This window comes from Fulvimarina thalattae, from assembly GCF_040239565.1.
Taxonomy (GTDB): domain Bacteria; phylum Pseudomonadota; class Alphaproteobacteria; order Rhizobiales; family Rhizobiaceae; genus Fulvimarina.
Genome location: NZ_JBEHWS010000008.1, coordinates 84,904 through 108,715, shown reverse-complemented (window position 1 = coordinate 108,715; position 23,812 = coordinate 84,904). Strand labels below are relative to the sequence as shown.

25 protein-coding genes are annotated in these 23,812 nt (G+C 61.6%); 5 read left to right on the top strand and 20 right to left on the bottom strand.

Annotation, left to right across the window (positions count from 1 at the left end; genetic code table 11):
* The first annotated feature begins 9 nt into the window (after nt 1-9).
* The 3 genes from sucD to ABRA89_RS12310 all read left to right on the top strand — a co-directional run bounded on the left by sucD (nt 10) and on the right by ABRA89_RS12310 (nt 3,273).
* Nucleotides 10-906 (top strand): succinate--CoA ligase subunit alpha, encoded by an 897-nt coding sequence (gene sucD / locus ABRA89_RS12320; protein ID WP_349941778.1) that lies wholly within the window; start codon nt 10-12, stop codon nt 904-906.
* 97 nt (nt 907-1,003) lie between these two features.
* On the top strand, nt 1,004-1,972 hold the full coding sequence (locus ABRA89_RS12315) for a 2-hydroxyacid dehydrogenase (RefSeq protein WP_349941777.1): 969 nt from the start codon (nt 1,004-1,006) through the stop codon (nt 1,970-1,972).
* Nucleotides 1,973-1,977: 5 nt separating this feature from the next.
* A complete protein-coding gene (locus tag ABRA89_RS12310; protein WP_349941776.1) occupies nt 1,978-3,273 on the top strand; it encodes a glycerate kinase type-2 family protein in 1,296 nt (431 codons plus the stop codon).
* Nucleotides 3,274-3,293: 20 nt separating this feature from the next.
* Here ABRA89_RS12310 and ABRA89_RS12305 read toward each other — a convergent pair whose 3' ends face one another.
* Complete coding sequence (locus ABRA89_RS12305; protein WP_349941775.1) at nt 3,294-4,346, bottom strand: hypothetical protein; 1,053 nt, start codon at nt 4,344-4,346, stop codon at nt 3,294-3,296.
* Nucleotides 4,347-4,635: 289 nt separating this feature from the next.
* Nucleotides 4,636-6,096, bottom strand: a complete 1,461-nt coding sequence (locus ABRA89_RS12300) for a methyl-accepting chemotaxis protein (protein WP_349941774.1) — start codon at nt 6,094-6,096, stop codon at nt 4,636-4,638.
* Between the two features lie 403 nt (nt 6,097-6,499).
* Between ABRA89_RS12300 and ABRA89_RS12295 the strand changes: the two genes are divergently transcribed.
* A complete protein-coding gene (locus tag ABRA89_RS12295) occupies nt 6,500-6,877 on the top strand; it encodes a hypothetical protein (RefSeq protein ID WP_349941773.1) in 378 nt (125 codons plus the stop codon).
* A 51-nt stretch (nt 6,878-6,928) separates the two neighbouring features.
* Here the strand turns inward: ABRA89_RS12295 and fliP are convergent, their stop codons facing one another.
* The 14 genes from fliP to ABRA89_RS12225 all read right to left on the bottom strand — a co-directional run bounded on the left by fliP (nt 6,929) and on the right by ABRA89_RS12225 (nt 17,613).
* Nucleotides 6,929-7,723 (bottom strand): flagellar type III secretion system pore protein FliP, encoded by a 795-nt coding sequence (gene fliP, locus ABRA89_RS12290; RefSeq protein ID WP_463671290.1) that lies wholly within the window; start codon nt 7,721-7,723, stop codon nt 6,929-6,931.
* The gene (locus tag ABRA89_RS12285; protein WP_349941772.1) at nt 7,720-8,283 is read right to left on the bottom strand and encodes a flagellar basal body-associated FliL family protein; all 564 of its coding nucleotides are present in this window, start codon (nt 8,281-8,283) and stop codon (nt 7,720-7,722) included. Before ABRA89_RS12285 ends, fliP begins: the two co-directional genes overlap by 4 nt.
* A 128-nt stretch (nt 8,284-8,411) precedes the next feature.
* Nucleotides 8,412-8,690: a flagellar biosynthesis protein FliQ gene (fliQ, locus tag ABRA89_RS12280; protein WP_349941771.1), complete on the bottom strand. Its 279-nt coding sequence runs from the start codon at nt 8,688-8,690 to the stop codon at nt 8,412-8,414.
* Nucleotides 8,691-8,801: 111 nt separating this feature from the next.
* Nucleotides 8,802-9,212, bottom strand: a complete 411-nt coding sequence (gene flgD, locus ABRA89_RS12275; RefSeq protein WP_349941770.1) for a flagellar hook assembly protein FlgD — start codon at nt 9,210-9,212, stop codon at nt 8,802-8,804.
* Nucleotides 9,209-9,685, bottom strand: coding sequence for a flagellar biosynthesis repressor FlbT (flbT, locus tag ABRA89_RS12270; RefSeq protein WP_349941769.1), 477 nt, complete (start codon nt 9,683-9,685; stop codon nt 9,209-9,211). The genes flgD and flbT overlap by 4 nt, the downstream gene beginning before the upstream one ends.
* Nucleotides 9,685-10,032, bottom strand: a complete 348-nt coding sequence (gene flaF, locus ABRA89_RS12265) for a flagellar biosynthesis regulator FlaF (RefSeq protein ID WP_349941768.1) — start codon at nt 10,030-10,032, stop codon at nt 9,685-9,687. Before flaF ends, flbT begins: the two co-directional genes overlap by 1 nt.
* A 134-nt stretch (nt 10,033-10,166) precedes the next feature.
* The gene (locus ABRA89_RS12260; protein ID WP_349941767.1) at nt 10,167-11,219 is read right to left on the bottom strand and encodes a flagellar hook-associated family protein; all 1,053 of its coding nucleotides are present in this window, start codon (nt 11,217-11,219) and stop codon (nt 10,167-10,169) included.
* 18 nt (nt 11,220-11,237) lie between these two features.
* The gene (gene flgK / locus ABRA89_RS12255) at nt 11,238-12,647 is read right to left on the bottom strand and encodes a flagellar hook-associated protein FlgK (RefSeq protein ID WP_349941765.1); all 1,410 of its coding nucleotides are present in this window, start codon (nt 12,645-12,647) and stop codon (nt 11,238-11,240) included.
* A 368-nt stretch (nt 12,648-13,015) separates the two neighbouring features.
* The gene (locus ABRA89_RS12250) at nt 13,016-13,687 is read right to left on the bottom strand and encodes a response regulator transcription factor (protein ID WP_349941764.1); all 672 of its coding nucleotides are present in this window, start codon (nt 13,685-13,687) and stop codon (nt 13,016-13,018) included.
* Between the two features lie 252 nt (nt 13,688-13,939).
* Entirely contained in the window at nt 13,940-14,383 is a 444-nt protein-coding gene (gene ybgC / locus ABRA89_RS12245; protein ID WP_349941763.1) for a tol-pal system-associated acyl-CoA thioesterase, read from the bottom strand.
* Between the two features lie 63 nt (nt 14,384-14,446).
* Nucleotides 14,447-15,694 (bottom strand): putative DNA modification/repair radical SAM protein, encoded by a 1,248-nt coding sequence (locus ABRA89_RS12240; protein WP_349941762.1) that lies wholly within the window; start codon nt 15,692-15,694, stop codon nt 14,447-14,449.
* A 90-nt stretch (nt 15,695-15,784) separates the two neighbouring features.
* Nucleotides 15,785-15,994 carry a hypothetical protein gene (locus tag ABRA89_RS12235; protein WP_349941761.1) on the bottom strand — a complete coding sequence of 70 codons (210 nt, stop codon included), beginning with the start codon at nt 15,992-15,994 and terminating at the stop codon, nt 15,785-15,787.
* Nucleotides 15,995-16,287: 293 nt separating this feature from the next.
* Nucleotides 16,288-16,896, bottom strand: coding sequence for an NAD(P)-dependent oxidoreductase (locus tag ABRA89_RS12230; RefSeq protein WP_349941760.1), 609 nt, complete (start codon nt 16,894-16,896; stop codon nt 16,288-16,290).
* Nucleotides 16,897-16,920: 24 nt separating this feature from the next.
* Nucleotides 16,921-17,613, bottom strand: a complete 693-nt coding sequence (locus tag ABRA89_RS12225) for a DsbA family protein (RefSeq protein WP_349941759.1) — start codon at nt 17,611-17,613, stop codon at nt 16,921-16,923.
* A 134-nt stretch (nt 17,614-17,747) separates the two neighbouring features.
* On the opposite strand from ABRA89_RS12225, the gene ABRA89_RS12220 reads away from it, so the two are divergent.
* The gene (locus tag ABRA89_RS12220) at nt 17,748-18,671 is read left to right on the top strand and encodes a LysR family transcriptional regulator (protein ID WP_349941758.1); all 924 of its coding nucleotides are present in this window, start codon (nt 17,748-17,750) and stop codon (nt 18,669-18,671) included.
* A 176-nt stretch (nt 18,672-18,847) separates the two neighbouring features.
* On the opposite strand, the gene ABRA89_RS12215 is transcribed toward ABRA89_RS12220, so the two are convergent.
* The 4 genes from ABRA89_RS12215 to ABRA89_RS12200 form a co-directional block, all read right to left on the bottom strand.
* Nucleotides 18,848-20,239 carry an HD-GYP domain-containing protein gene (locus ABRA89_RS12215; RefSeq protein WP_463671289.1) on the bottom strand — a complete coding sequence of 464 codons (1,392 nt, stop codon included), beginning with the start codon at nt 20,237-20,239 and terminating at the stop codon, nt 18,848-18,850.
* Between the two features lie 211 nt (nt 20,240-20,450).
* Nucleotides 20,451-21,257: a formylmethanofuran dehydrogenase subunit C gene (locus tag ABRA89_RS12210; RefSeq protein WP_349941757.1), complete on the bottom strand. Its 807-nt coding sequence runs from the start codon at nt 21,255-21,257 to the stop codon at nt 20,451-20,453.
* Nucleotides 21,254-22,174 (bottom strand): formylmethanofuran--tetrahydromethanopterin N-formyltransferase, encoded by a 921-nt coding sequence (fhcD, locus tag ABRA89_RS12205; protein ID WP_349941756.1) that lies wholly within the window; start codon nt 22,172-22,174, stop codon nt 21,254-21,256. Before fhcD ends, ABRA89_RS12210 begins: the two co-directional genes overlap by 4 nt.
* Nucleotides 22,162-23,802 carry a formylmethanofuran dehydrogenase subunit A gene (locus ABRA89_RS12200; RefSeq protein WP_349941755.1) on the bottom strand — a complete coding sequence of 547 codons (1,641 nt, stop codon included), beginning with the start codon at nt 23,800-23,802 and terminating at the stop codon, nt 22,162-22,164. The genes fhcD and ABRA89_RS12200 overlap by 13 nt, the downstream gene beginning before the upstream one ends.
* Nucleotides 23,803-23,812: the final 10 nt, after the last annotated feature.

Genomic DNA, 23,812 nt, shown 5'->3' with positions numbered 1-23,812 from the left:
GAGGACATCATGGCAGTACTACTCACCAAGGATACCAAGGTCATCGTCCAGGGCTTCACCGGCAAGATCGGCACGTTCCACGCCGAGGACATGATCCGTTATGGCACCAACGTTGTCGGCGGCGTGACGCCCTCCAAGGGCGGCCAGATGCATCTCGACCTGCCGGTCTTCAATACGGTTCGTGGTGCGGTCGAGGAGACCGGGGCCGAGGCCTCCATCGTCTTCGTGCCGCCACCGTTCGCGGCGGACTCGATCATGGAAGCGGCGGACGCCGGCATCAAGTTCTGCGTCTGCATCACCGACGGCATCCCCGCCCAGGACATGATGCGCGTGAAGCGCTACATGCGCCGCTACAAGCAGTCCGACAAGATGCGCCTTTTCGGGCCGAACTGCGCGGGCATGATCACGCCCGATCAGGGCTTCATGGGCATTATGCCGACCAATATCTACAAGTCCGGCCGCATCGGCGTCGTCGCGCGTTCGGGAACCCTCTCCTATGAAGCGGCCGCCCAGATGCTGGAGAAGGGCATCGGCATCTCCACCTCGATCGGCATCGGCGGCGATCCCATCAACGGCTCCTCCTTCAAGGACTGTCTCGAACTCTTCGAGGCCGATCCGGATACCGACGCCGTCGTGATGATCGGCGAAATCGGTGGCCCGCAGGAGGCCGAAGCCGCCCACTGGGCCAAGGAGAACATGTCAAAGCCGATCGCCGCCTTCATCGCAGGCGCTTCGGCGCCAAAGGGCAAGCGCATGGGCCATGCCGGCGCCATCGTTTCCACCGAGGGCGAGTCGGCGGCCGAGAAGATCGAGATCATGAAGAAGTGCGGCATCAATGTCGTCCCGCACCCTTCCGCCTTCGGCGAAGTCGTCGAGGAAATGATCGGAACGAAGAAGGCCGCCTGACGCGGCAACGAAAAGACACGGCAGGATCGGCGGGGCGCGGGTATGGACAACCCGCGCCATCCGCCCTTTCTTGTCAGCACTCGGGAGGAGGATTCGCATGAGCAAGCCGAAGATACTGGTGACGCGCCGCTGGCCGGAAGCCGTCGAGACGAAACTCGCAGAGACCTACGACGTCACGTTCAACGAGAACGACAAGCCGATGTCGGCCGACGAGATGCGTCAGGCGCTCATGGAGTACGACGCCTTCTGCCCGACAGTCTCCGACAAGGTCGACGCCTCGGTTCTCGACGTCACGGATCCAAGGACGAAGATCATCGCCAGCTACGGCGTCGGCTTCAGCCATATCGACACGGACGCCGCCAAGAAGGCCGGCATCGTCGTCACCAATACGCCTGAAGTCCTTTCCGAATGCACCGCCGATCTCGCCATGACGCTGATGCTCATGGCCGCGCGCCGCGCCGGCGAGGGTGAGCGCGAACTGCGCGCCGGCAACTGGACCGGCTGGCGCCCGACCCACATGATCGGCACCAAGATTTCCGGTGGCACCTTTGGCGTTCTCGGCTTCGGCCGCATCGGCCAGGAAGCGGCCAAGCGCGCCCATCACGGGTTCGGTATGAAGGTCATCTATTATGACGCCTTCCCCGTCGCACCTGAGAAGGCAGCAGCGACCAACGCTGAATCCCGCCATTCCATCGAGGCCGTCCTCAAGGAAGCCGACGTCGTCTCGCTGCACATGCCGGGCGGCAAGGAGAACTACCACCTCATCAACTCCGAGCGGCTTGCAATGATGAAGCCAACCGCGATCCTGGTAAACTCCGCGCGCGGTGAGGTGGTCGATGCCAAGGCCCTCGCCGACGCCCTCAACAACGGCACGATCGCCGGTGCCGGCCTCGACGTCTTCGAGGGCGAGCCGATCATCCCGCCGCCGCTTCTCGAGACCAACGCCGTCATGCTGCCTCATCTCGGCTCGGCCACCAAATGGACACGCGATGCCATGGGCTGGCGCGTTATGGACAATCTCGAAGCCTTCTTTGCCGGCAAGGAACCCGGCGACCGGGTGGCCTGAAGCCCATGTCCGAGACGCAGGAACCGCAGGGCGAGCGTTCGCTTCGCGCCGATGCCGAGGCGATCTTCAAACGCGCTGTCGAGGCCGCCGATCCGGCGAGCGCGGTGGAAGCCGCGCTTCGGGATCGGCAGGAACAGATCCTCGACGCGAAAGGGATCGTCCTCATCGCCTTCGGCAAGGCCGCTACGCAGATGGCGGAAGCGGCCCTCCCCTACGTTCAGGACAAGCTGAAAGCCGGCGTCGCCGTCACCACGCAGGATGCGGCCAGGGTGATCGCAGGCGTCGATACCTATGTCGGTGGCCATCCGACGCCCACCGAAGGCAGCGAAAAGGGCGCCGAAGCGATCGAGGCGGCGGCCGACAGCGCGGAAGAAGGCGATCTCGTGCTCGTCCTCGTCTCGGGTGGCGGTTCGGCGCTTCTCACCGCACCCGCCGAAGGCCTGACGCTCGAAGACAAGATCGCCGTCAACGATGCGCTCCTCGGCTGCGGGGCACCGATCGACGAGATCAACACGGTGCGCCGCAAGCTTTCGCGCCTGAAAGGCGGCGGGCTTCTCAAACGCGCCGCGCCGGCTCGCGTCCTGTCCCTCATCCTTTCCGACGTACCTGGAGACGATCCGAAATCGGTCGCCTCCGGTCCAAGCGCCCCCTCTTCAGACGCGCCTGAAGCCGCCCTCGGAATCGTTGAGCGCTACGGCATCCAGGACAAGCTCCCCGAAGCCGTCCTCGCCCGGCTTCGCGAAACCGGCGACAGTCAGGATTTTTCCTCGCAGGATTTCGAGACCGTCATCATCGGCTCCAACACTCTCAGCTGCGATGCGGCGGAGTCGGCAGCCGAAGAAATGGGCTATCTCACCGACCGCGTGAAAGGCTGGCTTGACGGCGACGTCGCCGACGCCGCCAAACGGTTGCGCGAACTCCTGAACAACCATTCCTCGGGCGGCAAGCCGATCGCTGTCATCGCCGGCGGCGAAACAACGGTCGTCCTCAAGGGCAGCGGCAAGGGCGGCCGCAATCAGGAAATGGCGATGCGCTTCGCCATGCTCGCCGAAGACGAACCGATCACAGGCGACTGGGTCTTCCTATCGGGCGGCACGGACGGCCGCGATGGCCCCACGGACGCAGCCGGCGCGATCGTCGACCGCGAGACCCTCGGCAAGATGCGAGAGGCCGGCCTCGACCCTCAGAGCAAGCTGACGGACAACGACTCCAACCCCGCCCTCGACGCCGCCGACGCACTGGTCAAGACTGGCGCGACCGGGACCAATGTTGCGGATATTCAGGTCATCCTGCTGCGGTAGGGCGGTCGTGCCAAGCCGTTCTAGATGCTGGACATGCGTTCTCGCACACCGACGATCGCACCGACCGCAATAGCCGCAACGAGAACGGTGTTGGCTGCATCGATCGGCGCATAGATGCCATACCTTAACGCAACTTCCACGGCGAGGCCGACGACAACGAGGAACATTGCGACGAACGGAAATTGTCTCCACGCCTTCTCGAACGAAGCAAAGCGCAGCGCGACCAGCGCGGTCGCGATTGCCGTGCCGATAACAGGCAGAGTGCCATACGCTGCGAAAAGAAGGCCGTACAACACCGTCGGCTGGCCGTATTCTCCGGACGCTGGCACCAAAATTGGCAAAACAATCCAGTAGACGAAGCTGCCGAGAAACAACGGAAGAACAATCGGCTCGGCTCGAGTCAATCCATCATTTCTGCGCGCGAGCAATAAGAGGGTCACGCCGCAGAACACGGCAAGATAGGCAAGGAGAGAAAGGAGCAACGTCTTCGCGGGCAGTACACCCGCTCTTAGCAACTCGAACGCACTGCCAATATTGGGAACAAGCGACGATAGGGGGTTGATGACGAGCAGCAGCCAGAAGCCGCCCCCGGTCCCCATGCGTTCGATCAGTGAGCCGAGAGTGATCCAGATGATCATCCCACCGGTAGCACCGATGATGACCGTCGACAAAGCATAGTCCGGAAACACGAATGTCAAATTGGCAGACGATTCCAATCCGGCAACGATGCCGATTGCCTGCATGACCGATATCGGTATCGCGAAAATGACGACGGAGCGCGCAAATGGATCGACAAACCCGTTATTGGCGAAAAACCGGCTGACCCTTTGCGGCAGCGCCAATGCCAAAGTCTGGACAACAAGGTACGCGTGCATCCATGCGCCGCCGGCCACTGTGACGACCGATGCCGCGCGAACGAGAGTCTCGAAATTCATAGGATCGGCTGAAATCTTCAGCCCCGGCAGCGGAATATGAGAAAGCGTCATTGCGACGAGGATAAGGACGACGGTCAGAGCAAGCTGCCGAACCACTTGAGTAGGTGCTCGGGCCCGAATTCTATCACCTACGGCCATCTGAAAACGTCCTTGTCGCAATCTCTCGATTCGCACCGGCGCAATCACCCGCGCGGGGCGTTCCCTATACCGGCATGCGACTCAGACGGAAGGAACCGGGGGCAAATAAATTTGTCGAGGACTGTTTGAGTCGGACGTTGAGAACGGTCACTGACCACCAAGGCAATTACCCAGCGGAATAGTCACCGGCGTGCGGGAACGATACGGCAGGTCCCGACGCCGTTCAGCTCGACAGTTTTCTATGCCGGTCGGTGGCAACGGAGCTACGAGTTTATCCGCGCCGAACCCCTCAGGCCGCGGCGCTTTCTGCGTAGTCGTACCGGTGCGATCGTGGCCTGTCCCTGTGGGAAGCGCCGGACTCCGAGGTGCTGAAGCGGGAGAGCAAACTCGTCAGGTCGTTGGTCTCATCCGTCAAGCTCTGGCTTGCCGCGGATGTTTCTTCCGCCATGGCCGCGTTCTGCTGGACCATGCGGTCGATATCCGAGACGCTTGAATCCACCTTCTTGATGCGCGTGGACTGATCTTCGGCTGCTCCTGCAAGGCCGACGACGAGTGTGTCGATCTCCAGAACCTGTTCGACGATAGCCTTCAGGAAGGTCCCCGTTTCGCCGACGAGCCGCGAGCCGTCGGCAACTTCCTCGCTGGAATTGGTGATCAGGGTCTTGATCTCGCGCGCGGCATCGGCCGAGCGCTGGGCCAGGCCCCGCACCTCCTGGGCGACGATCGCGAATCCGCGCCCCGCCTCACCTGCCCTTGCAGCTTCCACGCCAGCATTGAGAGCAAGAAGATTGGTCTGGAAGGCGATCTCATCGATGACGCCGATGATTTGCGCGATCTTGTCGGAAGAAGCTTCGATCGCCTTGATCGAAGCGATAGTCTGCTGAATGACCTCTTCCGAGCGGGCGGAATCAGCGCGGGCCTGCGCAATGACCCGGCGCGCATTGACCAGACCACTGCTGGTTTCGATCACGGCGGTGCTGATCCGGCTGACCTCGTGCGCCGCTTCCTCCACGTTCGCCGCTTCGCGCTCCGTGCGTATCGCAAAATCGCTTGCGGCCGCAGCGAGTTCGGAGCAGCCGGTACGGATACCCTCTGCCTTGTCGCTGACGGCGACGATGGCCCTGGCGAGGGCGCCGACGGCCGCATTGAAGTCGCGGCGGAGCACCTCGTATTCGCCCGGGAAATCGGTGTCGATGCGCGTCGCGAGCTCACCTGACGCCAGCGCCTTGAGCGCCGTTCCGATCGTCCCGACGACGGCTGTCTGCTGTTCTTTCTGCGCGATCGCCGCGAGCCTTGCTTCCTCGTTCACCGTCATGTCCTGAAGGGTCTCGACGACGGCACAGATCTCGCCGGCTTCGTCGAAGATCGGGCAGGCGTCGATCAGAAGATAGCGGCGCTTGCCGCAGGGCAGATCGCACCAGTTCTGGGCGCGAAGATTGGCGCTGTCGAGGGAGCGTTCCTGAGCGGCATAGAGTGCGGCGACGGCTTCGGGATTCTTGCCGAAGGCCAGATCGGCAAGGCATGGACGGGCTGCGGCGTAAAAACCCTTCCAGTGGTCCTTCGTGCCCATGACGTCTTTAGCCTTGAGGCCAGTCAATGCCTCGCAGGCCGGATTCCACATCGCCACGGCCCCATCCCGTCCGAGGACGAAGGCCGGCACGGCCATTGAGGCGAAGGCGGCAAGCGCATCGGGAACAGCCGGCGATGCCTCGCGACGCTCGGCGTTGGAACGTTTGCGAAAGAATGACACGGCGGCGGCCTCCAGGCAGAGCTTCGACCCGAAGAGCACTGAGAACGCTACGGGCCGACCCGTTTTCGCTGATTGCGATCAACACGATGGACTTAAGAGTAGTTGTCAAAACTGTGAGGAAATCGTTAAAAGTAGCAACAAAGTTGACTTATAATAGTAATATTTTCGGCAGGAGAGCGGCGGACACCCGATCGATGAACATGGGTTCCGGCATAATCGCATTCTCAATCGGACGGAGACGCTTGGTCGGATTGAATTCCGACAACGCCTTTCGAAGCCTGCACAGGCAAGTTTGGAATTTGCTCGATCGCAATCGGTCTTCCGGCGACCTGCAATGCGCATTAGAAGGTGACGGCGTTACACTCGCATCATCCAGAATACGCCGTACGACGAAAGCCGAGCCATGCCGAAACTCCCGCCCATGACCAAGCATCGCGGTTTTCCGTCCGGCCTGCCGGGCACGGGCTTCCAGTTCACGGTCCGACGGGCGAACCCGAAGGGCGCGACGAAGATCATCGAACGCAAGCGTTTCCACGATCGGACGTCCACCGAAAAGCTTGCGGACACCGCCTTCCTGCATGCCATCTGGCATATGTTCGGCGACGAGCCGTTCGAGCGCGGCAATCTCGATGCGGGGCGCATCTCATGGCTCTTCAACCGGGAGATCGTGCCGGCAGAACATCCGTTCGACCCGCAGTCCTACGAAGCCCTGCTCCGCATCGACGAGAACGCCGCCCGAAAGACCCACCCCGATGCCTTCCAGGAAGTTTTGGAAGTCTGACGGCGCGATGCGGCGGTCATAATAGCCGCGCCGTGCCTTCGGATGCCGCCGCTAGAAGAAACTTCGTACCAGCGATCCCACCAGCAGATTCCAGCCGTCGATCAGGACGAAAAACAGGATCTTGAACGGCAACGATATGATGGTCGGCGGCAGCATCATCATGCCCATGGACATGGTCAGCGTGGCGACGATCATGTCGATGACGAGGAATGGCAGCACGATCAGGAAGCCGATTTCGAAGCCGCGCCGCAGTTCCGAGATCATGAAGGCGGGAATCAGCACGCGAAGCTCGACTTCGCGCTCGTCGGAAGCGCCCTGCTCTTCCGGCTGCAAACGATCGCGACCGGTGACAGCGGCAATGTCGCCGAAGAGCTGAAGGTCCGACGGACGCACCTGGGTCAGCATGAATTCCTTGAACGGATCGGCGATCCGGTAGAACGCCTCCTCTTCGTCGATCTCGTTCTCCAGCAGCGGCTGAAGGCCGTCGTTCCACGCCCGGTCGAAGGTGGGCGACATGACGAAGAAGGTCATGAACAGCGCGAGCGAGATGATGATGAGGTTCGCCGGCGTCGTTTGAAGGCCGAGACCGGTCCGCATGATCGACAGCGCGATGACGATGCGCGTGAAGGCCGTCACCATGACGAGGAGGCCCGGCGCAATCGAGAGCACGGTGACGATACCGAAGAGCTGGATGATGCGGCCCGAAATCGTGCCATCACCCTGGGGTATCAGGTCTGCAAGGCTGGAGGGGTCGGCCATCTGGGCATTGGCCGCGGTCGCCAGGCCGACGAGGCCCAGAAGAACGATAGCGAGCCGAAGGGCCGCACGCGAAACCGAGGGTCTCATTCGACGACCATTGCCTTGATGAGATAGTCGACAACGGCGGGCGAGCGCAGTTTGGCGCGTTCGCGCAGGTCGTCTCTGAGATGCAGGAGGCCCCGCGTGCCTTCGACTTGGGCAATCTGAAGCGAGCGTGCGAAGGCCAGGGTATCGGCCTCGATCTCGGCCGCAAGAATCGCGGGATCGGTCTCGGCGTCGTCCTTCATGATGATCGCGGCCTCGATCCGGATCCAGGACGTGGCTGGATTGTAAAGGTTCGTCAGGACCGGATTTAGCTCGATGATGCGAAGCGGCTTTTCCTCAGCCTGGGCAATTTCGGAGATGCTCTCCTCGCCGTCTTCGCCGTGCGCCTCGGCCGCCTGCTCTTCCTCTGCCGGCGCTTCGGCGTGTTCTTCAGCGGGAGGCGCTGCCTCCTCGCTGCTCGATCCGCCGCTCAGCAGCACACCCATCGCAGCGCCACCGCCGCCGCCAATCAGGGTAACAAGTCCGAGGGCGACGATCAGGGGCATCATGCCGCCCTTCTTCTTCGTCTCGTCCTCGATCTGCAAATCGATGGTCTCGTCCATTCGAGAGCCCTTCCGAAATGATCCTCGAAACCCTCGCGACCGCCATCATGGCAGCCGCGGGGAAACGTTAAAGATGTCTTAAGAGGGGAGACTGATGTCAGCCTTACCGAAGCCGAAAGATTTGAGCTTTACGGGCTGACGTCGAAGCCGGACTCGATCCGGCCATAGGCTTCCTGCGTGAACGCATAGACCTGCGCGCCGGTAAATGAGGCCGATACCGCGATGACCACGAAGATCGCCAGGATCTTCGGCACGAAGGTCAGCGTCATTTCCTGGATCTGGGTGAGGGCCTGGAACAGGGCGATGGCGATACCGACGGCCATCGCCGCGCCGACCGCAGGTGCGCATGCGGTAATAATTGTCCAGATCGCTTCCTGGACGATATCGATCGCGTCAGCCTGATTCATGGGTGTAAGCCTTCATAGCTTGGCCGGTCGACCATCATGGTCGCCGTATTCGAAGTCAGGAGCCGGGAATTTCGCTGTCAAAAGCCTCGGCTCGATATGCAATCGCGGCGGTCAGGCCACCGAAACGCCGTTGCCGAGCATGATCGTATCACCGCTCGAGGTCGTCGCCTGGATACCGCCATCCACGGAGCGGATGCTGGCTACCGTTCCGCTCGTCGTGCCGTCAGCCGACATGATCGTCCGTCCGATCAGGGCATCAGCCTGGGTCAGCGCCGAGACGGTCATCATGCTTTCAAGACGGTTGTTGGTCTGGATCGCCTGCTCGACATTGGCGAAGGTCGCGAACTGCGCGACATATTCGGTGGACGCCGCCGGATTGAGCGGGTCCTGGTTCTTCATCTGCGCCACGAGCAGCTGAAGAAAGGCGTCGTAGTCCATTTCGGACGCGCCGCCTTTGGTGATACCGCTCTGTGCGGACATCGTCTGTGCCTGTTGGGTGGCCCCTACAGCGTCAACGCTCATGACATGCCTCCTGCCGCCATGCGGAGTTTCTGATTTTCACTTTTGATAACTCGCGGTGCGGCGGGACGGACGACGCCGCTTTCCGGCCGTCCGAGAATTTCATCTTCGACCGGGATCAGCGAACGTAGACGCTTCAGCGCCTCGAAAGCCCGGCCTCGCCCGACCATCTCCTCGATTTCGAGAAGGCCCTCAAGGATGTCCCCGTTCGAATAGGTCTTGAGCATCCGGGCGAGGCTGTCGTTGAAGACCGCCCTCGGCCCATCCTGGTTGGCCGGATCCATCAGCATCATCTGCACGACGAAATAGATCTGGCGCAGGGGCGTTGTCGCGTTCTCGGCCTGCATGACGTGGCTTTCGAGAAGAAAGGTCACGTCGTTCAGGAATTCGAGGGTCGTCTTGCGATCGACCTTCATAACGGCGCCATTCACAAAGATGCGCTCGCCCGCGCGCAGGGATATCCTGAGCGTAGACATTAATTCAGACCGTCGCGGATAAGGCGGGAAATCTCGATGATCCCCTGGAAGTTCGTCGACTTGCCGACGCGGATGGACTCAGCCTCGGCCATGATCCAGAGGCCGATGGAAATGAGTTCGGCGCGAAGCTCTTCAGGAAGTCCGTTTTCGGCGCTACCTAGATCCTCGATCAGGATCGCCCAGAAGCTACGCGTGATGTAGACCGCTTCGATCGCATCACGGCTTCGCGGACCGCTCTTCTCGGCTTTCTCGAGAAGCGCGATCGAGTGGTCAAAGGCCTGGCGCTCGCGCTCGCGCGCATCGACCGCCGTGTCCTGAGCCACTTCCGCGTAGGAAAACTGATACATTGAAACCCCTTGGTATGCGGGTCCTCACCTTCTTTAAGGCTGCGGACAGTCCTGTTTCTGGCGTGTCGCTATCATCACCCGACAATGATGTTCAGGCGCTTGATCTCGGACGCGGGATCATACCCGCGTTAGAATTAAAGGAAGTTGAGCAGGCTCATCCGTGAGATACGCGCCGTAAGGGAGTAAGACATCTCCAGCGTGTTCATCAGACTGTCGATCCGAATCTTGGCTTCATAAACATCGACCTCTTCTTCCTTTCCTATCGCGATCTCCAGCACCGCGCTCTGCGTCTTCAAGCCCTCGTTAGCCATGCTGACACGTTCTTCGAGAAGGCCGATTTCGGAGCGCAGGTCCGTCAGCTCAGCGAGGCCATTCGAGAGAGTTTCAATGGAGGTGCTTGTGAGAACCTGACGCGTTTCGAGATCGAGATTTTCGCCGCTGAACTTGGACAGCATGACGTAAGATTTGATGATGTTGCGGAAGCTTTCGTCATTGGCCGAAAGCGAGCTCTGGATGAAGTCGTTCTCGCCGATCCGGCTCGTGGCCTGGTTGTCGGAAGCATCCGACCAATTGGCCTCCCAGTTCGGAGTCTGGAAGAGAGCGTCGAAATCGTTCGTGAGGAAGTCTTCCATTTGGGCGGGAGTCAGCAGGGAGGAGTCGCCGCCGGCATTGGCATTAACGTAGTTCGTCCAGGCCGTATCCACCGCTGTTGAAGCCGCCGATGAAGCGAAATCGTCGACGAGTGCTGTCTTCATCGGTGTGGTATCTGTCTTTGCGCCCGAGAAGAGGTAACGGGAACCAAAATACCCATTCAGCCCACTGACGATCTGGCCGATATTGGCAGTGGCGGACCGCTGATTGGTTCGCGATCCGGCATCCGTGTTGGATCCCGAAATCAGTGTGGCCAGCAGGCTCTCACCCGTATCTGCGATCGTGCCCATCACAGCCTGCATGGTTTCGAACCGCTGTGCGACAGCTTTGTTGTTGGTCGTGAGCTTTTCCATATTGGAAAGCTCTGCCCGCATCGTGATGGTTCGCCCAACGGAAATACCGAGATTCTTGCCAACATCGGCAAAGCGGCCCGTGGCGACCTCTGTTTGAGCGATCGTAAGTTCCTGTTGAACACGAGAAATGGTGGCTCGCGGCGCTCCCGTAAGAGACAGGCTGGAGACGAGGAAATTCGACATGGATTCAGCCTTTCGAAATTAGCGGAGGGCCAGCAGGCGATCGAGAAGATCACCGACGGTCTGAACGAGCTTGGTCGAGGCCTGGTAAGTCCGCTCGAGCTCCAGGAGGCGGCTCATCTCGTCATCGAGATTGATGCCGGTCTTGTTCGAGAGCGCGTCGCGTGCGCGGGTGACCATGACGGATTGATAGGAGGCATCCTCACTCGCCATCGCCCGGTTGTTTTCGAACCAAGCCATGGATCCCGCCGTGAAGCTGCCGAGCGTACCGCTGTCGCCCGTCGAGAAGGTATGTTGATCGTTGAACCTGGCCACGAGCTGGTTCAGACGATCGGCATAGCCTGCCTCGTTCGCCGGATTGAAGGAAGGGCTACCGTTGATCCCGCCGTCGCGCAGGAGTTTCGGATTACCGCCGTTACGATAGTCGACACTCGCCGCGATCGAGATCGTCGCGGGACCCGTCCGTTCGAAGAGGCCAGGTGCGCCGTTCTCGGCGAATGTCTCGTTGATCAGCGTGTTAGCGGTCTCGTCGAGCCGCTCCTGGAATTCGACACCGACCTCGTCGCGCAACTGAAGTGCAGCGACGAGCGAGCCCTCGCGCACGGCCATCGTGCTCGATGCACCGATGCTCACCCCGTCGATCTTGAATTCGCCCGGCCGCTTGCCTGGAGTCGCACTATCGATCCGAACCGAGGGGTCGAAGGCCTTCGTGCTGGTGAATTCGACACTCCGCGCCCGTGTCTCGAACATCACGATACCGGAGTCGGTCGACAGGACCATGTCGTTGTGCGCCCGAAACCGGACCGAGACCCCGACATATTCCGAAATTTCCGATACGATCCGGTCGCGCTGATCCGCCTCGTCGGTGACGTCCAGGCCGGCCTGCGTCCCGGCGACAACGCGTGAATTGACCTTTTCCAGATCGGCAAGAAGCTCGTTCAGCCGTTTCGCGCCGAGCTCCAGTTCGTGATCGGCATCGGCCCGCATGGTCTGGACGGACTTGGTCGCGTTGTTGATGTTCGTCGTCAGATTGCGCGCGGCATCCACGGCAGCGCGCTGGAGATGCGAATTTTCCGGCGACGTGGCGAGTTCGGTGAGCGCATCCTTGAGGGCCGCGATCGAAGCGGATGGCGAAGTCGACGCGTCGACATCACCGATCACATCACGCACGCGGTCGAGCGCCTCGGACAGTGTCTCGTTCGTTCCGAGGCTCGCCTGGGCGCTGATGAGACTGCGATAGAGCGCTGGATCGCTGGACTGGGAAATCGACCTGATGTCGACCGCACCGACGCGCTCATAGGTCTGGTTGGCATATTTCCGCGTGGCGGTCGGATCATCCGCATTGGCGACGTTGCGCGCAACGAGCGCCGACTGCTGGCTCGTGACCGCGAGCGAAGAACGCGCGCTATTGAAAACCGAAAGAAGTGACATCGCGAGGTGCTTCTATTCTGTGAGGGCGGCGCGGGCAGCGAACCGGTGAGCCGGCCGGCTGGGTCCGCAATCGCAGATGATCGTCTTGGTCGGACGAGACCGGACGAGATGAGGAAGGGCGCCGTTCATCGAGGGCGAGGACAGCCGTAAAGGACGCCTCCCCGCCGTTTTTGCAGCCTGTCTCATGACCTGATCTCCCGGCATTGCCCGTTCGACCCAGTCGTAGATGGTGAAGCTTGTGCTGGCCTGAGAGTTATCGGCTATCGGCGGTCGATGCCGGCGGAAACGCGGTATCACCTCAACGCAAAAGGGCCGCCGCGATCATCGCGACGGCCCTTTTACGTTCAGGCTTATAAGTAACTGAGAGCTTATTCGACGCCGATGCCGTAGCCGAGATAGCGCTTGGAGGAGACCGGATCGTAGCCGAGGCGCATCTTCAGCTTCTTGCGAAGCTTGGAGATATGGCTCTCGATGACGTTCTCCTCAACGTTCTCGTCGAAGATGCCGTAGATTGCGGAAAACAGCTGCTGCTTGGAAACGCGGCGGCCCTTGTTGGCGACCAGATATTCGAGAATGCGGCGCTCGCGGCGCGGCAGCGCGAGCGGCTTGCCGGCGACTTCGGCGTCACGGCCGTCCTGATAGATGGCGATCTCGCCGGTGACGGTCTTGGCGGCTTCGCTGCTCTCGCGGCGGCGGATGGCGCCGACCCGGGCGAGGATTTCCTTCACATGGACCGGCTTGGCGACGACGTCGTCGATACCGGCGGCGAAGAGATCGAGCGTGTTGTCGAGATTGCGGCTCTCGGAGAGTGCGATCATCGGAGCCTTGGAACGTGAGCGGATCGTGCGGGTCGAGGTAGCTCGCTCGTCGAAGTCGCCGAGCAGGAAGCCTTCGACCGCAGAGAGGTCAGCTTCAGGTGCGGTCGAGATCCAGTCCTGGAATTCTTCCGAGCTAAATCCAGCTGCAGACACGCCCTCACGTGCAAAGAGAGACTGGTAGCCGTCAGTGACGAGTTCACGGTTGTCTACGATCACGATCATGGTCTTGTTCCCCTTCGGCCCCCGCCGCGTTAACCTGTGAGTAAGGAGTAACCTGACCTCGAACTTGCTCCTATCCTGAAATTTAGTGGTGGATAACGTTTTCACTCCAGCTTCAATATAAACATTTGAAATTGTTGAATAAAAATTTTCACGATTTTTACGTTTCGTTTATTTTCCACCGATAAGGCACCGTTTTCCCATCGATTCCGACTGCATACGAACATCGTGAGCACAGCGCTCGCTTGACTCTTCTCAGGTGGCTGCCGGAGCCAGCACATCGAGAACGCGACTCGGCATGCGCATCGGCTTGCCCTCGGGCGAGATGACGGCGACTTTCACATTCGCTTCGATCAGCACCACGCCGTCTCGCGAGATCGTCTGATCGAGAAGCACGCGCGCGCCACCAAGTTGCCGGGTCCGCGTCGACACGAGAAGAACGTCGTCTATCCGCGCGGGCCGCAGGAATTCGATCTCCATCTTGCGTACAGCGAAGGCCATAGGATCGCCGAGCTCACCGCTCATCAGTTCGCGATGACCAATGCCCTTTAAGCGCAAGAAGTCTGACCTCCCACGCTCCAGAAAATGCAGATAGCGGGCATGGTAGACAACGCCGGAAAAATCCGTGTCTTCGAAATAAATGCGGACATCGAGTTCATGTCCCGCGTCCGTCAGTCGGCCTGCCAGTTCGGTGTTCATGGCAGGTCTCTTTCACGGGGGGCGGCCTCTTGCAAGATAAGAACGCCCACGATCAAAGGCAGCTCAGAACAGCTCCAGCTGCGCCGCACTTTTCTTCGCCCTCGGCACGAAACTCTCGCGAAGCCCAATGCTATCGGTCAGTCCGCCTGGCGACCAGTCGGGCGTCACGATGAACGGCCGCACCTTGTCGATCGACTGGCAGAGCTTTGCCACATCGTCGAGCCGCAACGTGCGGAACCGCCGCGTCGAGAGAATGCGCTTCACCGCACGCGTTCCGAAACCGGGCACGCGCAGAAGCATTTCGCGGTCCGCCCGGTTCACATCCACCGGAAACCGACCCCGGTTTTTCAACGCCCAGGCGAGCTTCGGATCGATGGCGAGATCGAGCATGCCGCCCTCCCCGCCCGAGACGATCTCACCGCGATCGAAGCCATAGAAGCGCATCAGCCAGTCGGCCTGGTAGAGCCGATGCTCGCGCATCAAGGGCGGCTTCATCAGCGGCAGTTTGGCCGAGGAATCCGGGATCGGCGAAAAGGCGGAATAGTAGACGCGCTTTAGCCGGTAATTGCCGTAAAGGTTCTCCGAGCGCCCCAGAATAGCATCGTCGTCAGCCCCATCTGCGCCGACGATCATCTGGGTGGATTGCCCGCTCGCCGAGAACTTCTCAGGCTTTCTGCGGTCGCGCTTTTCGCCCTTGTGCTCCTCGATCTTCTCGCGAAGATGGGCCATTGAGCGGCGGATGTCGCGCGGGTTCTTCTCCGGCGCGAAGGCACCGAGCGCTACATCCGTCGGCAGTTCGATATTGATCGACAGCCGGTCGGCGAAGAGCCCCGCCTCCTCGATCAGTTTCGGCGCTGCGTCGGGAATCGTCTTCAGATGGATATAGCCCGCAAAATTCTCCTCAAGCCGCAGCTTGCGGGCAATCCGTACCATCTCTTCCATCGTGTAGTCGGAGTTCCGCACGATGCCGGAGGAGAGAAACAAGCCTTCGATGTAATTGCGCTTGTAGAAGTTCATCGTCAGGTCGACGACTTCCTGAACCGAAAACCGCGCCCGCTGCACATTCGACGACGATCGGTTCACGCAATAGGCGCAATCGTAGATGCAGAAATTCGTCATCAGGATCTTGAGCAGCGAAATGCATCGCCCGTCCGGCGCATAGGCATGGCAGATGCCGTGCCCCTCGGTCGAGCCGATGCCGCCAGTCTTCACCGAATTGCGAGATTGCGCCCCCGACGAAGCGCATGACGCGTCGTATTTCGCGGCATCGGAAAGGATCGCGAGCTTGTCGCGCAGCGAGATCTTGGCCATAAAACGCATATAACGTTCTTGATCCGTTCACTCCAGCGGGAAAACGCCGCAGGTCTGTCAGCCAGATCGTGCTACGAAAAGAGGCAGCAATCAGATCTTCTGCTTGCGCTCGTCCGGCCAGCCGCATTCCCACCGCTTCACTTTCCAGTTCGGGTGGTTGCCGGCCCATTGCGCCACATAGGGCGCCGACAGCATCACGCATTGCGCGAGGGACTGTCGTGCCTGGAAACTCAGGCGTTCTTCACGGCAGGCTTCCGGGTTGGTCACCATACAGACAGTCAGGATGAGATCGACCATCATCGCTCAACGTTCCTCCCAAGAACGGTTTGTCGCGGCAGGTCGAAAACGATGAACCTGCCGGCCGCGGTGCCCACTCATTTCATGTGACGCAACGGTGCGTCATCGCAAGACGCCGGAAGGAGGTCATGACGCCGCAGGCTCACGAACTGGAATCTGCGGCGCCAGCGTCCCGTCCCATCCGGTCTGCTACGGAAGTTACGAACGCTTTTTCGCGATGGTTTCATCAGGTCGGGAAAAATCCGAAACGCGCGGCGCGGACGAACTCTTCTCCTTTTCCCGGCCCGGCGATCAGCCTAATAGCCGACGGTGAACCGCTGACGCGAATGCTTCGGCGTCTCGATCTCGTCGACCAGCGCGATCGCATAGTCTTCGAAAGAGATGCTGCTGCCGTTCTCGTTGGTCAGGAGCTGATCCTGACCGATCCGGAACTGGCCGGTCCTCTCGCCAGGCACGAACATGGCCGAGGGCGACAGGAACGTCCAATCGAGCTCTTTTTCCTGCCTCAGCTTGTCGAGAAAGACGCCGCCGGCCGCGGCTTCTTCCTTATAGGCCGCCGGAAACTCAGGCGTGTCGATGAGCTTTTTACCGGGCGCAACCTCGAGGCTTCCCGCTCCGCCGACGACGAGATATCGCTTCACGCCCGATGACTTTGCGACCGCGATCAGCTGATCAGGGTCCGACATACTGAAATGCACTGCGCTGACGATCGCGTCGTGGCCCTTGAGTGCCGAAACCAGAGCTTCGGTATCTGCGATATCGACGGCAACCGGCGTCACGCCCGGCAGCGCCGCGATCTTCGAGGCATCGCGGGCGATGCCGGTCACCTCGTGGCCGCGCGACGACAGTTCGGCGAGGATGCGCGATCCGGCATTTCCAGACGCGCCGATGAGTGCGATTTTCATGATGATTTCCTTCAGTGTTGGGGTTCAGTGCGCGTGGACTTTCGCCTTGGCCGCCACCCGTTCGATGGCCGCATGGAGCGAGGCCCCACCGCCATAGAGATCGCCGCCACCAATGACCTCACGATGGTTCGCGACGGTGACGAGAAGCTGGGGAACGCCGGTGAGCGACAGCTTTTGCATGTGCGCTTGCGTCTCGCCGATGCGTGCGTCTGTACGTGCCGCCAGATCACCATCATGCAGCAGCTGTTCGGCAAAGGCAGTCTCGTCCAGAGTATGGCCGTCAGACCGCGCCACCTCGGCGGCGACCGTCGCAACAACAACGGCCGTTCCCGTATCCTTGCCATCCACATAACGCGCCGTCTGGAGCGCCTTCAGCACGAAAGGCTCAAGACTGGCGTCGATGTCGCCGAGCGCCACGATCGCCCGTGTCGCCAGCATGGAGTCGAAAATCGCATCCGGTGCACGCAGCACTTGGTCCCGATAGGCCTCTGTGAAAGGCTGGCCGGTCAGCTGAGAAATGCGCGTATCGTTGCGCCAGGCAAAATCCGCGATGGAGGCCATCGGCCGCGTCCCGTCGCCTGCGAATAGGCCTGACGGATGCATGGCCAGCGCTTCCGGATAGGCTTCCGCGAGAGCCTTCAGCGCAGGCGCACTCGCATAGCACCAGCCGCAGAACGGATCGAAGAAATAGTCGAGTTTGATGGGCTGGTCGGTCATTCTCATCGTCCTTTCACCGGCAACCAGAAACCCTTCGGGGTCCGACTGGCGACGGCCCCAAAATGGCAGTCCGGAACCGGCAGAAGAAGATCGACAAACTTTACAAACCGTATGCCATTGGCAAACAATAGCGCATGGTCGAACCACGCATCCTGAGCCGCCTCGTCTACTTCAGCGCCGTCGTCGAGACGCGCTCCTTCACCCGCGCCGCAGACCGGCTGGGTATTACCAAGGCAGTGGTCAGCCAACAGGTCTCGCGTCTCGAAGAGGACCTTCAAACGGCGCTTCTCGTGCGCACGACGCGCCGCGTCGAGCCGACGGAAGCCGGCCGCCTCCTTTATGAACGCGCCGCCGGTGTTCTGCGGGAGGCTGGCGACGCGATTGCTGAGACGGCGCAGTCGAATACCGAGCCGAGGGGCACGCTCCGCATCCTGGCGCCCGCCGATTACGGCTCTCTCGTCATCGTGCCCGTCGTCGCCGATTTTCTGGCCCGCTATCCTGGCTGCACCGCGGACCTGCGCCTCGACGACCGGATCGCCGACATCCTGGAAGGCGAGATCGATCTCTCGATCCGGGTCGGCTGGCTCGCCGATTCCAGTCTCCACGCCAGGCGCCTCGGCGCCTTCGACCAGTTCCTCGTCGCCGCATCCAAGTTCCGGTCGGAAACAGAAGCGCTGACTTCGCCGGAAGACCTTTCGGCCCTTCCCCTCATCGCGAACACCGCCCTCCCCGATCCAACGACTTGGCACTTCACCCATGCCTCGGGAAAGCGGCAGTCACTGGAAGTGGAAGCGAGGCTCGCGGTCGATACGACGCGCGGCGTCCAGGCCGCCGCTCTATCGGGCGCAGGTCTCGCCGTCCTCCCCGAATTTGCTGCCGCGGACGATATCGCGGCCGGCCGGCTGATCCGCGTCCTGCCTGACTGGACTTTGCCGACCGGCGGAATCCACGCGGTATTTCCCTCCGCCCGCCTCAGACCCAAACGTGTCTCGGCCTTCGTCGAGATGCTGTCTTCGGCTTTGAAAAGCGCCGCGAACGGTGGCGGTTTCTCAGGGTAGAGACGAGTGGGCGATCGCAAAAGCTTGCGGCCCCTCAAACGCGCGTCAGGCACTCGTTTCGTTAGCGAAAGCAGACTGGCCGCAAGCGCTTCAGCGCGTCCTGATCCTGCTCTACGATGCATGTCGAACGACGGGGTCAGCGACAAACGACAACGCCCATCGAGCTCCGGGCGATCTCAAGCGGCGCGTGCGAGCCCGGTTTCCGCTTGGGCGATCGCCTGCTCCAGCGCCGAGAAGCAGCGCCCGTCGAAAGAAGTGCCGACCTCGGATCGCATGATCGATAGAGCCTTCTCGACCGGCATAGCCGCGCGATAGGGGCGGTCGGTCGTCAGCGCATCGAAGACGTCGGCGACCGAAACGATCCGCGTGCGCTCGTTGATCTCCTGAGCCTTCAGGCCGCGCGGATAGCCGCGACCGTCGAGCTTTTCGTGGTGGGCACCGCCAATCAGTGCCATTTCCGAAAAGATCGGCACCCGCGCGAGGATACTCTCGGAGAGTTCGGCATGAGCGCGCATCGCGACCCATTCCTCGTCGTCCAGCTTGCCGTTCTTGTCGAGGATCGAATTCGAGACGCCGAGCTTGCCGATGTCGTGCAGCAAGGCGGCGCGCTTCAGCCAGCGGCAATCGGCCTCCGAATGGCCCAGTTGGCGGGCCGTCATCTCGGCATAGACGGCGACGCGCTCGGAATGACCCGAGGTGAAAGGGCTCTTGGAATCGATCACCTTCGCGAAAGCCTGGGCGATCTCGTCCAGATAGTTCTCGTCCACGTGGATGAGGCTGCTCGGGGGCTCCATCTCGGAGACCCGGTCGGCGAGATCGTCCCGTTTCAACACGTCCCAGAAGCCGGGCTCGGCGGCGACCTTGGCAAAGACCCCGGCCAAGTGCGGATCGAACCACTGGCCGGCACGGTCCGCGATCTCGGCAAGCGCGGCCTTCGGACCGGCCGCGGAATGGAAGACATCTGCAACCTGCGACAGGAGCGCGATCCGCGCATAGAGCGGGATCGCGGGACCCGCACGGCCCTCGGGTCTCCCCTCGCCGTTCCAGTGCTCATCGAGAGCGTGGATGCCCTCGCTGACGGCCTTGGGGAAGCGAAGGGCGGCCGCGATCTCCGCGCCACGATGACAGCGCGTCTCGATCAGCTCGTCGACGATCTCCCCACCGTTCTTCAGGATGTTGAGGATCGCCTTCAACCGCTCGCCGAGCGGCGAATTGCGCCCGGTGTGCGAAACGACGAAACCAAGCACCTTGGGCAGCGAGGTGCCAAGCGTCTTGAAATCCTGTTTGAAGCCGATGTCGTCGGAGAGATAGAGTTCGCAGATCCGGGCCGCATTTGACGAACAGCCGAGATCCTTGAGCATCACCGTATAGTACAGCTCCCAGAGCTGCAGGTCCGGCAGGCCGAGACGCCGCCCGATATGGTGCGCGATATAGGTGGCGCGAATGCAGTGCCCGGCCAGCTGGCCTTCCGTCAGATCCAGCGCGAATGACAGTGCACCGAGCAGGTCCGACAACCGAATGATCTGCGATGGCTGGGGGTCATCCTTCCCAACGACGTTCATGACCATGCGATGCCTCGCCCTTTCCCGAAACTCGTAGCGAGGACGAAACTAGATCAAGTTCGACGCGCAATTCTTAGCGTTCGGCGTGATCGTCAATCTCGGTAAAAAAGGCGTTTCAACCTATTGATGTAGGACGGTTGTACCGCCTTTGGCGGCAGAACGCGTGGCGGCCCACTCCGCGCCGGTTAAGCATCGCGCGCCATCCTCTCCAACAAGCTCAGGCCGGCAGATAGACCTCGCCGAGCCCCAGCACCGCCGTGTCGCCGCTCATCTTGCGCATCGGCGCGCCGTCGAACGGGATGTCTCCAAAGGTGGTCCTCAACCCGTCTGCCATCAACTGGAGGAAAAGAAGGTCGTGGACGCCCGCATCCATGAAGGTCGGCGTGAAACGCTCGGCGCCGCCCATGAGGAGGAGCGTGCCGCGCTTCATCAGCCGGCCGGGTGCGCCTTCCGTGCGACCGCCGACGATCAGCGTGCCGGCGATCATGCGGCTCGCGGCATCCTTGCCGCAGGCACCGTCGATCAGGATCGTGCCGCGCCGCATGCGGTCGGCAGCACGCTCGCCGGCCTTGCCGTGGACGCGGATCGTGCCGCCGGACATGCCCTTCATCTCGCCAGCATCCGGTCCGCCGAGCCTTGCGCCGCAATCGCCCTTCACGCGAATTCGGCCGCCTTCGAGGCCGGAGCCGCAGAGATCGCCAACCGATCCTTCGACGTGAAGATCGCCGCCGCTCATCACGCGCCCGACGCGGAAGCCCGCGTCACCGGCGACGCGGATCATGCCGTACGACATCTTCTCGCCGATCCGGTCCAGTCTCGAGGAGCCGCCCTCGAAGCGGATTTCGGCGGCATCGTCACCTGAAATCTCGAAGACGTCGCCCGCGACGAGTTTGCGTTTCGTCGTGCCCAGGGGGAGCTTTTCGATCTCGGAAACGCCGAGAGATTTCAGCCGGTCGGGGACGAGGGAAGAGCAGTCGATCCGCTCGTCCGGTTCGCCTTTCAGGCGAAAGGTGAGCGCGCTCATGGCAACAGGTCCTTCAGCTTGAAATGATGGGGGCCGAGGCCGCCGCCGTAATTGCCGGCGCCGATGCGGCAGGCGCCGTTTTCGGGCCCGAGATCGGTGATCGCCTTGATGCCTGCGGCCATGGCGGCGGAAACCGCATCCGCCGTCATCCCGTCGATCACGATTTCCAGCACCGAGCCGATGTCGTCGTCGAGCTTGCTTTCGGTCGAGCCCTTCAGCGTCGGGCAATAGGCGTCGTTGGTGGAGGCCATCATGCCCTCATACTTGCCACCGACCTTCGAACCGGAGCGGACGATTCCGCCGGGAAACGGCATGATGACGCCGGGCACCGCCTTCATGGCCTCGACCGCCGCCTCGGAGGCCGCGAGTGCGCCATTGATATCGCGCGCCATGATAAGGAGATTTCCGCCACCGACACCGTCAGCCGTGTAGCCCGTCTTCGCCTCGCAGAGGAATTCGCCTTCCATCACCGGCATGCGCCAGAAATGCTTGCCCGCAAACTTCTTCGAAACCTGGAAACCGTCGGCGAAATAGCGGATGGCCGAACCGAGATCGATGGTTTCGTCAGACTCGTAATCGGCGTAGCAGGCAGCCGTCGGACAGGTAAGGATGCACTGGCCGAGCCGCGTCGTTACCTGCTTTTCGAGACCCTTGGCATCGAAGCCGAAGAAGAGGACGCGAACGCCCGGCCGGCCGTCGCGTGTCTCGTCCGGCGAAAGCGCACGGTCTATGCCGCCCTCGCAGCCGCAGGCGATGACCGATGTGGCAAAGCCCGTCATCTTGGTCGCAGCTTCCAGCGCCCATTTCTCGTTGATGGCCGTGATCTGAATCGCCGTGCCGCACATCGGGAAGGCTTCGGCGAAATCGTCGTCGATGCGCACGCCGTTGATCGTGGCAGCGAGCTCTATGACAGGCATGGGACCTCCCGGAACGGCGTCTCGCGTCTCAGCGCGCTGCCTTCCACCTTGAACCAGCGCGACTGAAGCCCGTAGGCCTCGTCGAAATAGCGATCGAGCCGCGAGCCCATCTTGGCGTCCGAATGGGTCTTGAGTGTCAGCGCCCGCCCGTAAGGCTTGGCAACGACCGCGCCGTTCTCGACCACCTTCGTACCGTCCTTGAAGAGATAGGCCGCCGCGCCGAACATCTTCGCCTTGTCATCGTCTGGCCGGTAGACCGAGATATCGGCTGTTGCGCCCGAACCGAGATGACCGCGATCCTTCGTGCCGAGAAGTTTGGCGGGGGCCGCGCGGGTCATCGTCGCAATTTCGGCGAGCGTATATTCGCGCTCGATCTCAGCGAGCGAGGTCCACTTCTTCACGCCCTTCGGCAGGGCCTCGATCCATTTCTCCCGTACATTTCTATCCATCAACAGAGCGAAGATGTCGGGATAGGTGGTGAAGGGCGCGCCGTTCGGATGATCGGTCGTGAAGAAGACGCGGGACGGATCCTCAATGAGGAGGAAAAGCTCCAGTCCGATCGCCCATTGGATCGCGTTGAAGAAGCTCTTTTCCTTGTAGTTCATCGGCACGACGCCGCCGCCGTTCGCCTCCTGATCCATGATGATCGTCTTGCCGGGGCTCGCCTGCCCGCGACCCGCGAACTGGCGGAGTTCGTCGGACGAGATCGTCACCGTCTGGCCGAACATCACCTGGCCGATATCGACGGTGACGTCGGGGTTCTCGTTGATCAGCCGTGCCAGCTCCTGCCCCTTGGAGGAAAAGCCGCGCTTGCCCTCTGTGCCGTAGCCGTAGAACTGGATATGGGCGAGGTGGAGCGGCATGCCCTCCGAAGCCCGGATCGTCGCTGTCGCCGCCTCCGCCGATGCGCCCGGCACGCCGAGATTGTTGCAGTGGACATGCAGCGGATGGGGGATGCCGGCATCCGTCACCGCCTTCTGCAGCGTCTTCACGATCTGCTTCGACGAGACGCCATAATCCGGCACCTCAGCATCGAAAGCGTAGGAGCGGACGTTCTCCTTGAAGGCCGCCGAACCGCCGGCGTTGATGCATTTGACGCCGAGCGCCTTCGAGGCATCCACCGTCCACGAAACATAGTCGGCGATCGCCTCGTCGCTTTCGCCGTCGCGGATCATCGCCATCAGCATGTCGTCATTGCCGAGGACGACCAGCGTCGCCTTGTCGATGATCGGAATGTCGGCGAGCTCCAGATGGGCATGCAGCGCCGCCTGCGGCCCCATGGCTGGCTCGACCACCGTCGTAAAGCCCATTTCGGCATAGCGCAGGCCCGTCTCCTCGGTGGTCCATCCCACCTTGGAAAGCGCCGTCTCGCCCGGCCGCGCGGAGAAGGCTCGATGCCATTCCGGCAGCAGCAGGCGGGCCGTATTCACATGCCCGCCGGCAATGTGCGAGTGGATGTCGATCGCACCCGCCATCACCACCATGCCGGAGCAATCGACGGTCTCGTCCGCCGACGCAGCCTCGGCCGGCGCATCGACGATCTTGCCGCTCTCGATGAAGATGTCCCGAACCTCGTCGATGCCGTTCGCCGGATCGACCACATGGCCGCCTTTGAGGCGCGTCAGCATGGGGCTGCCT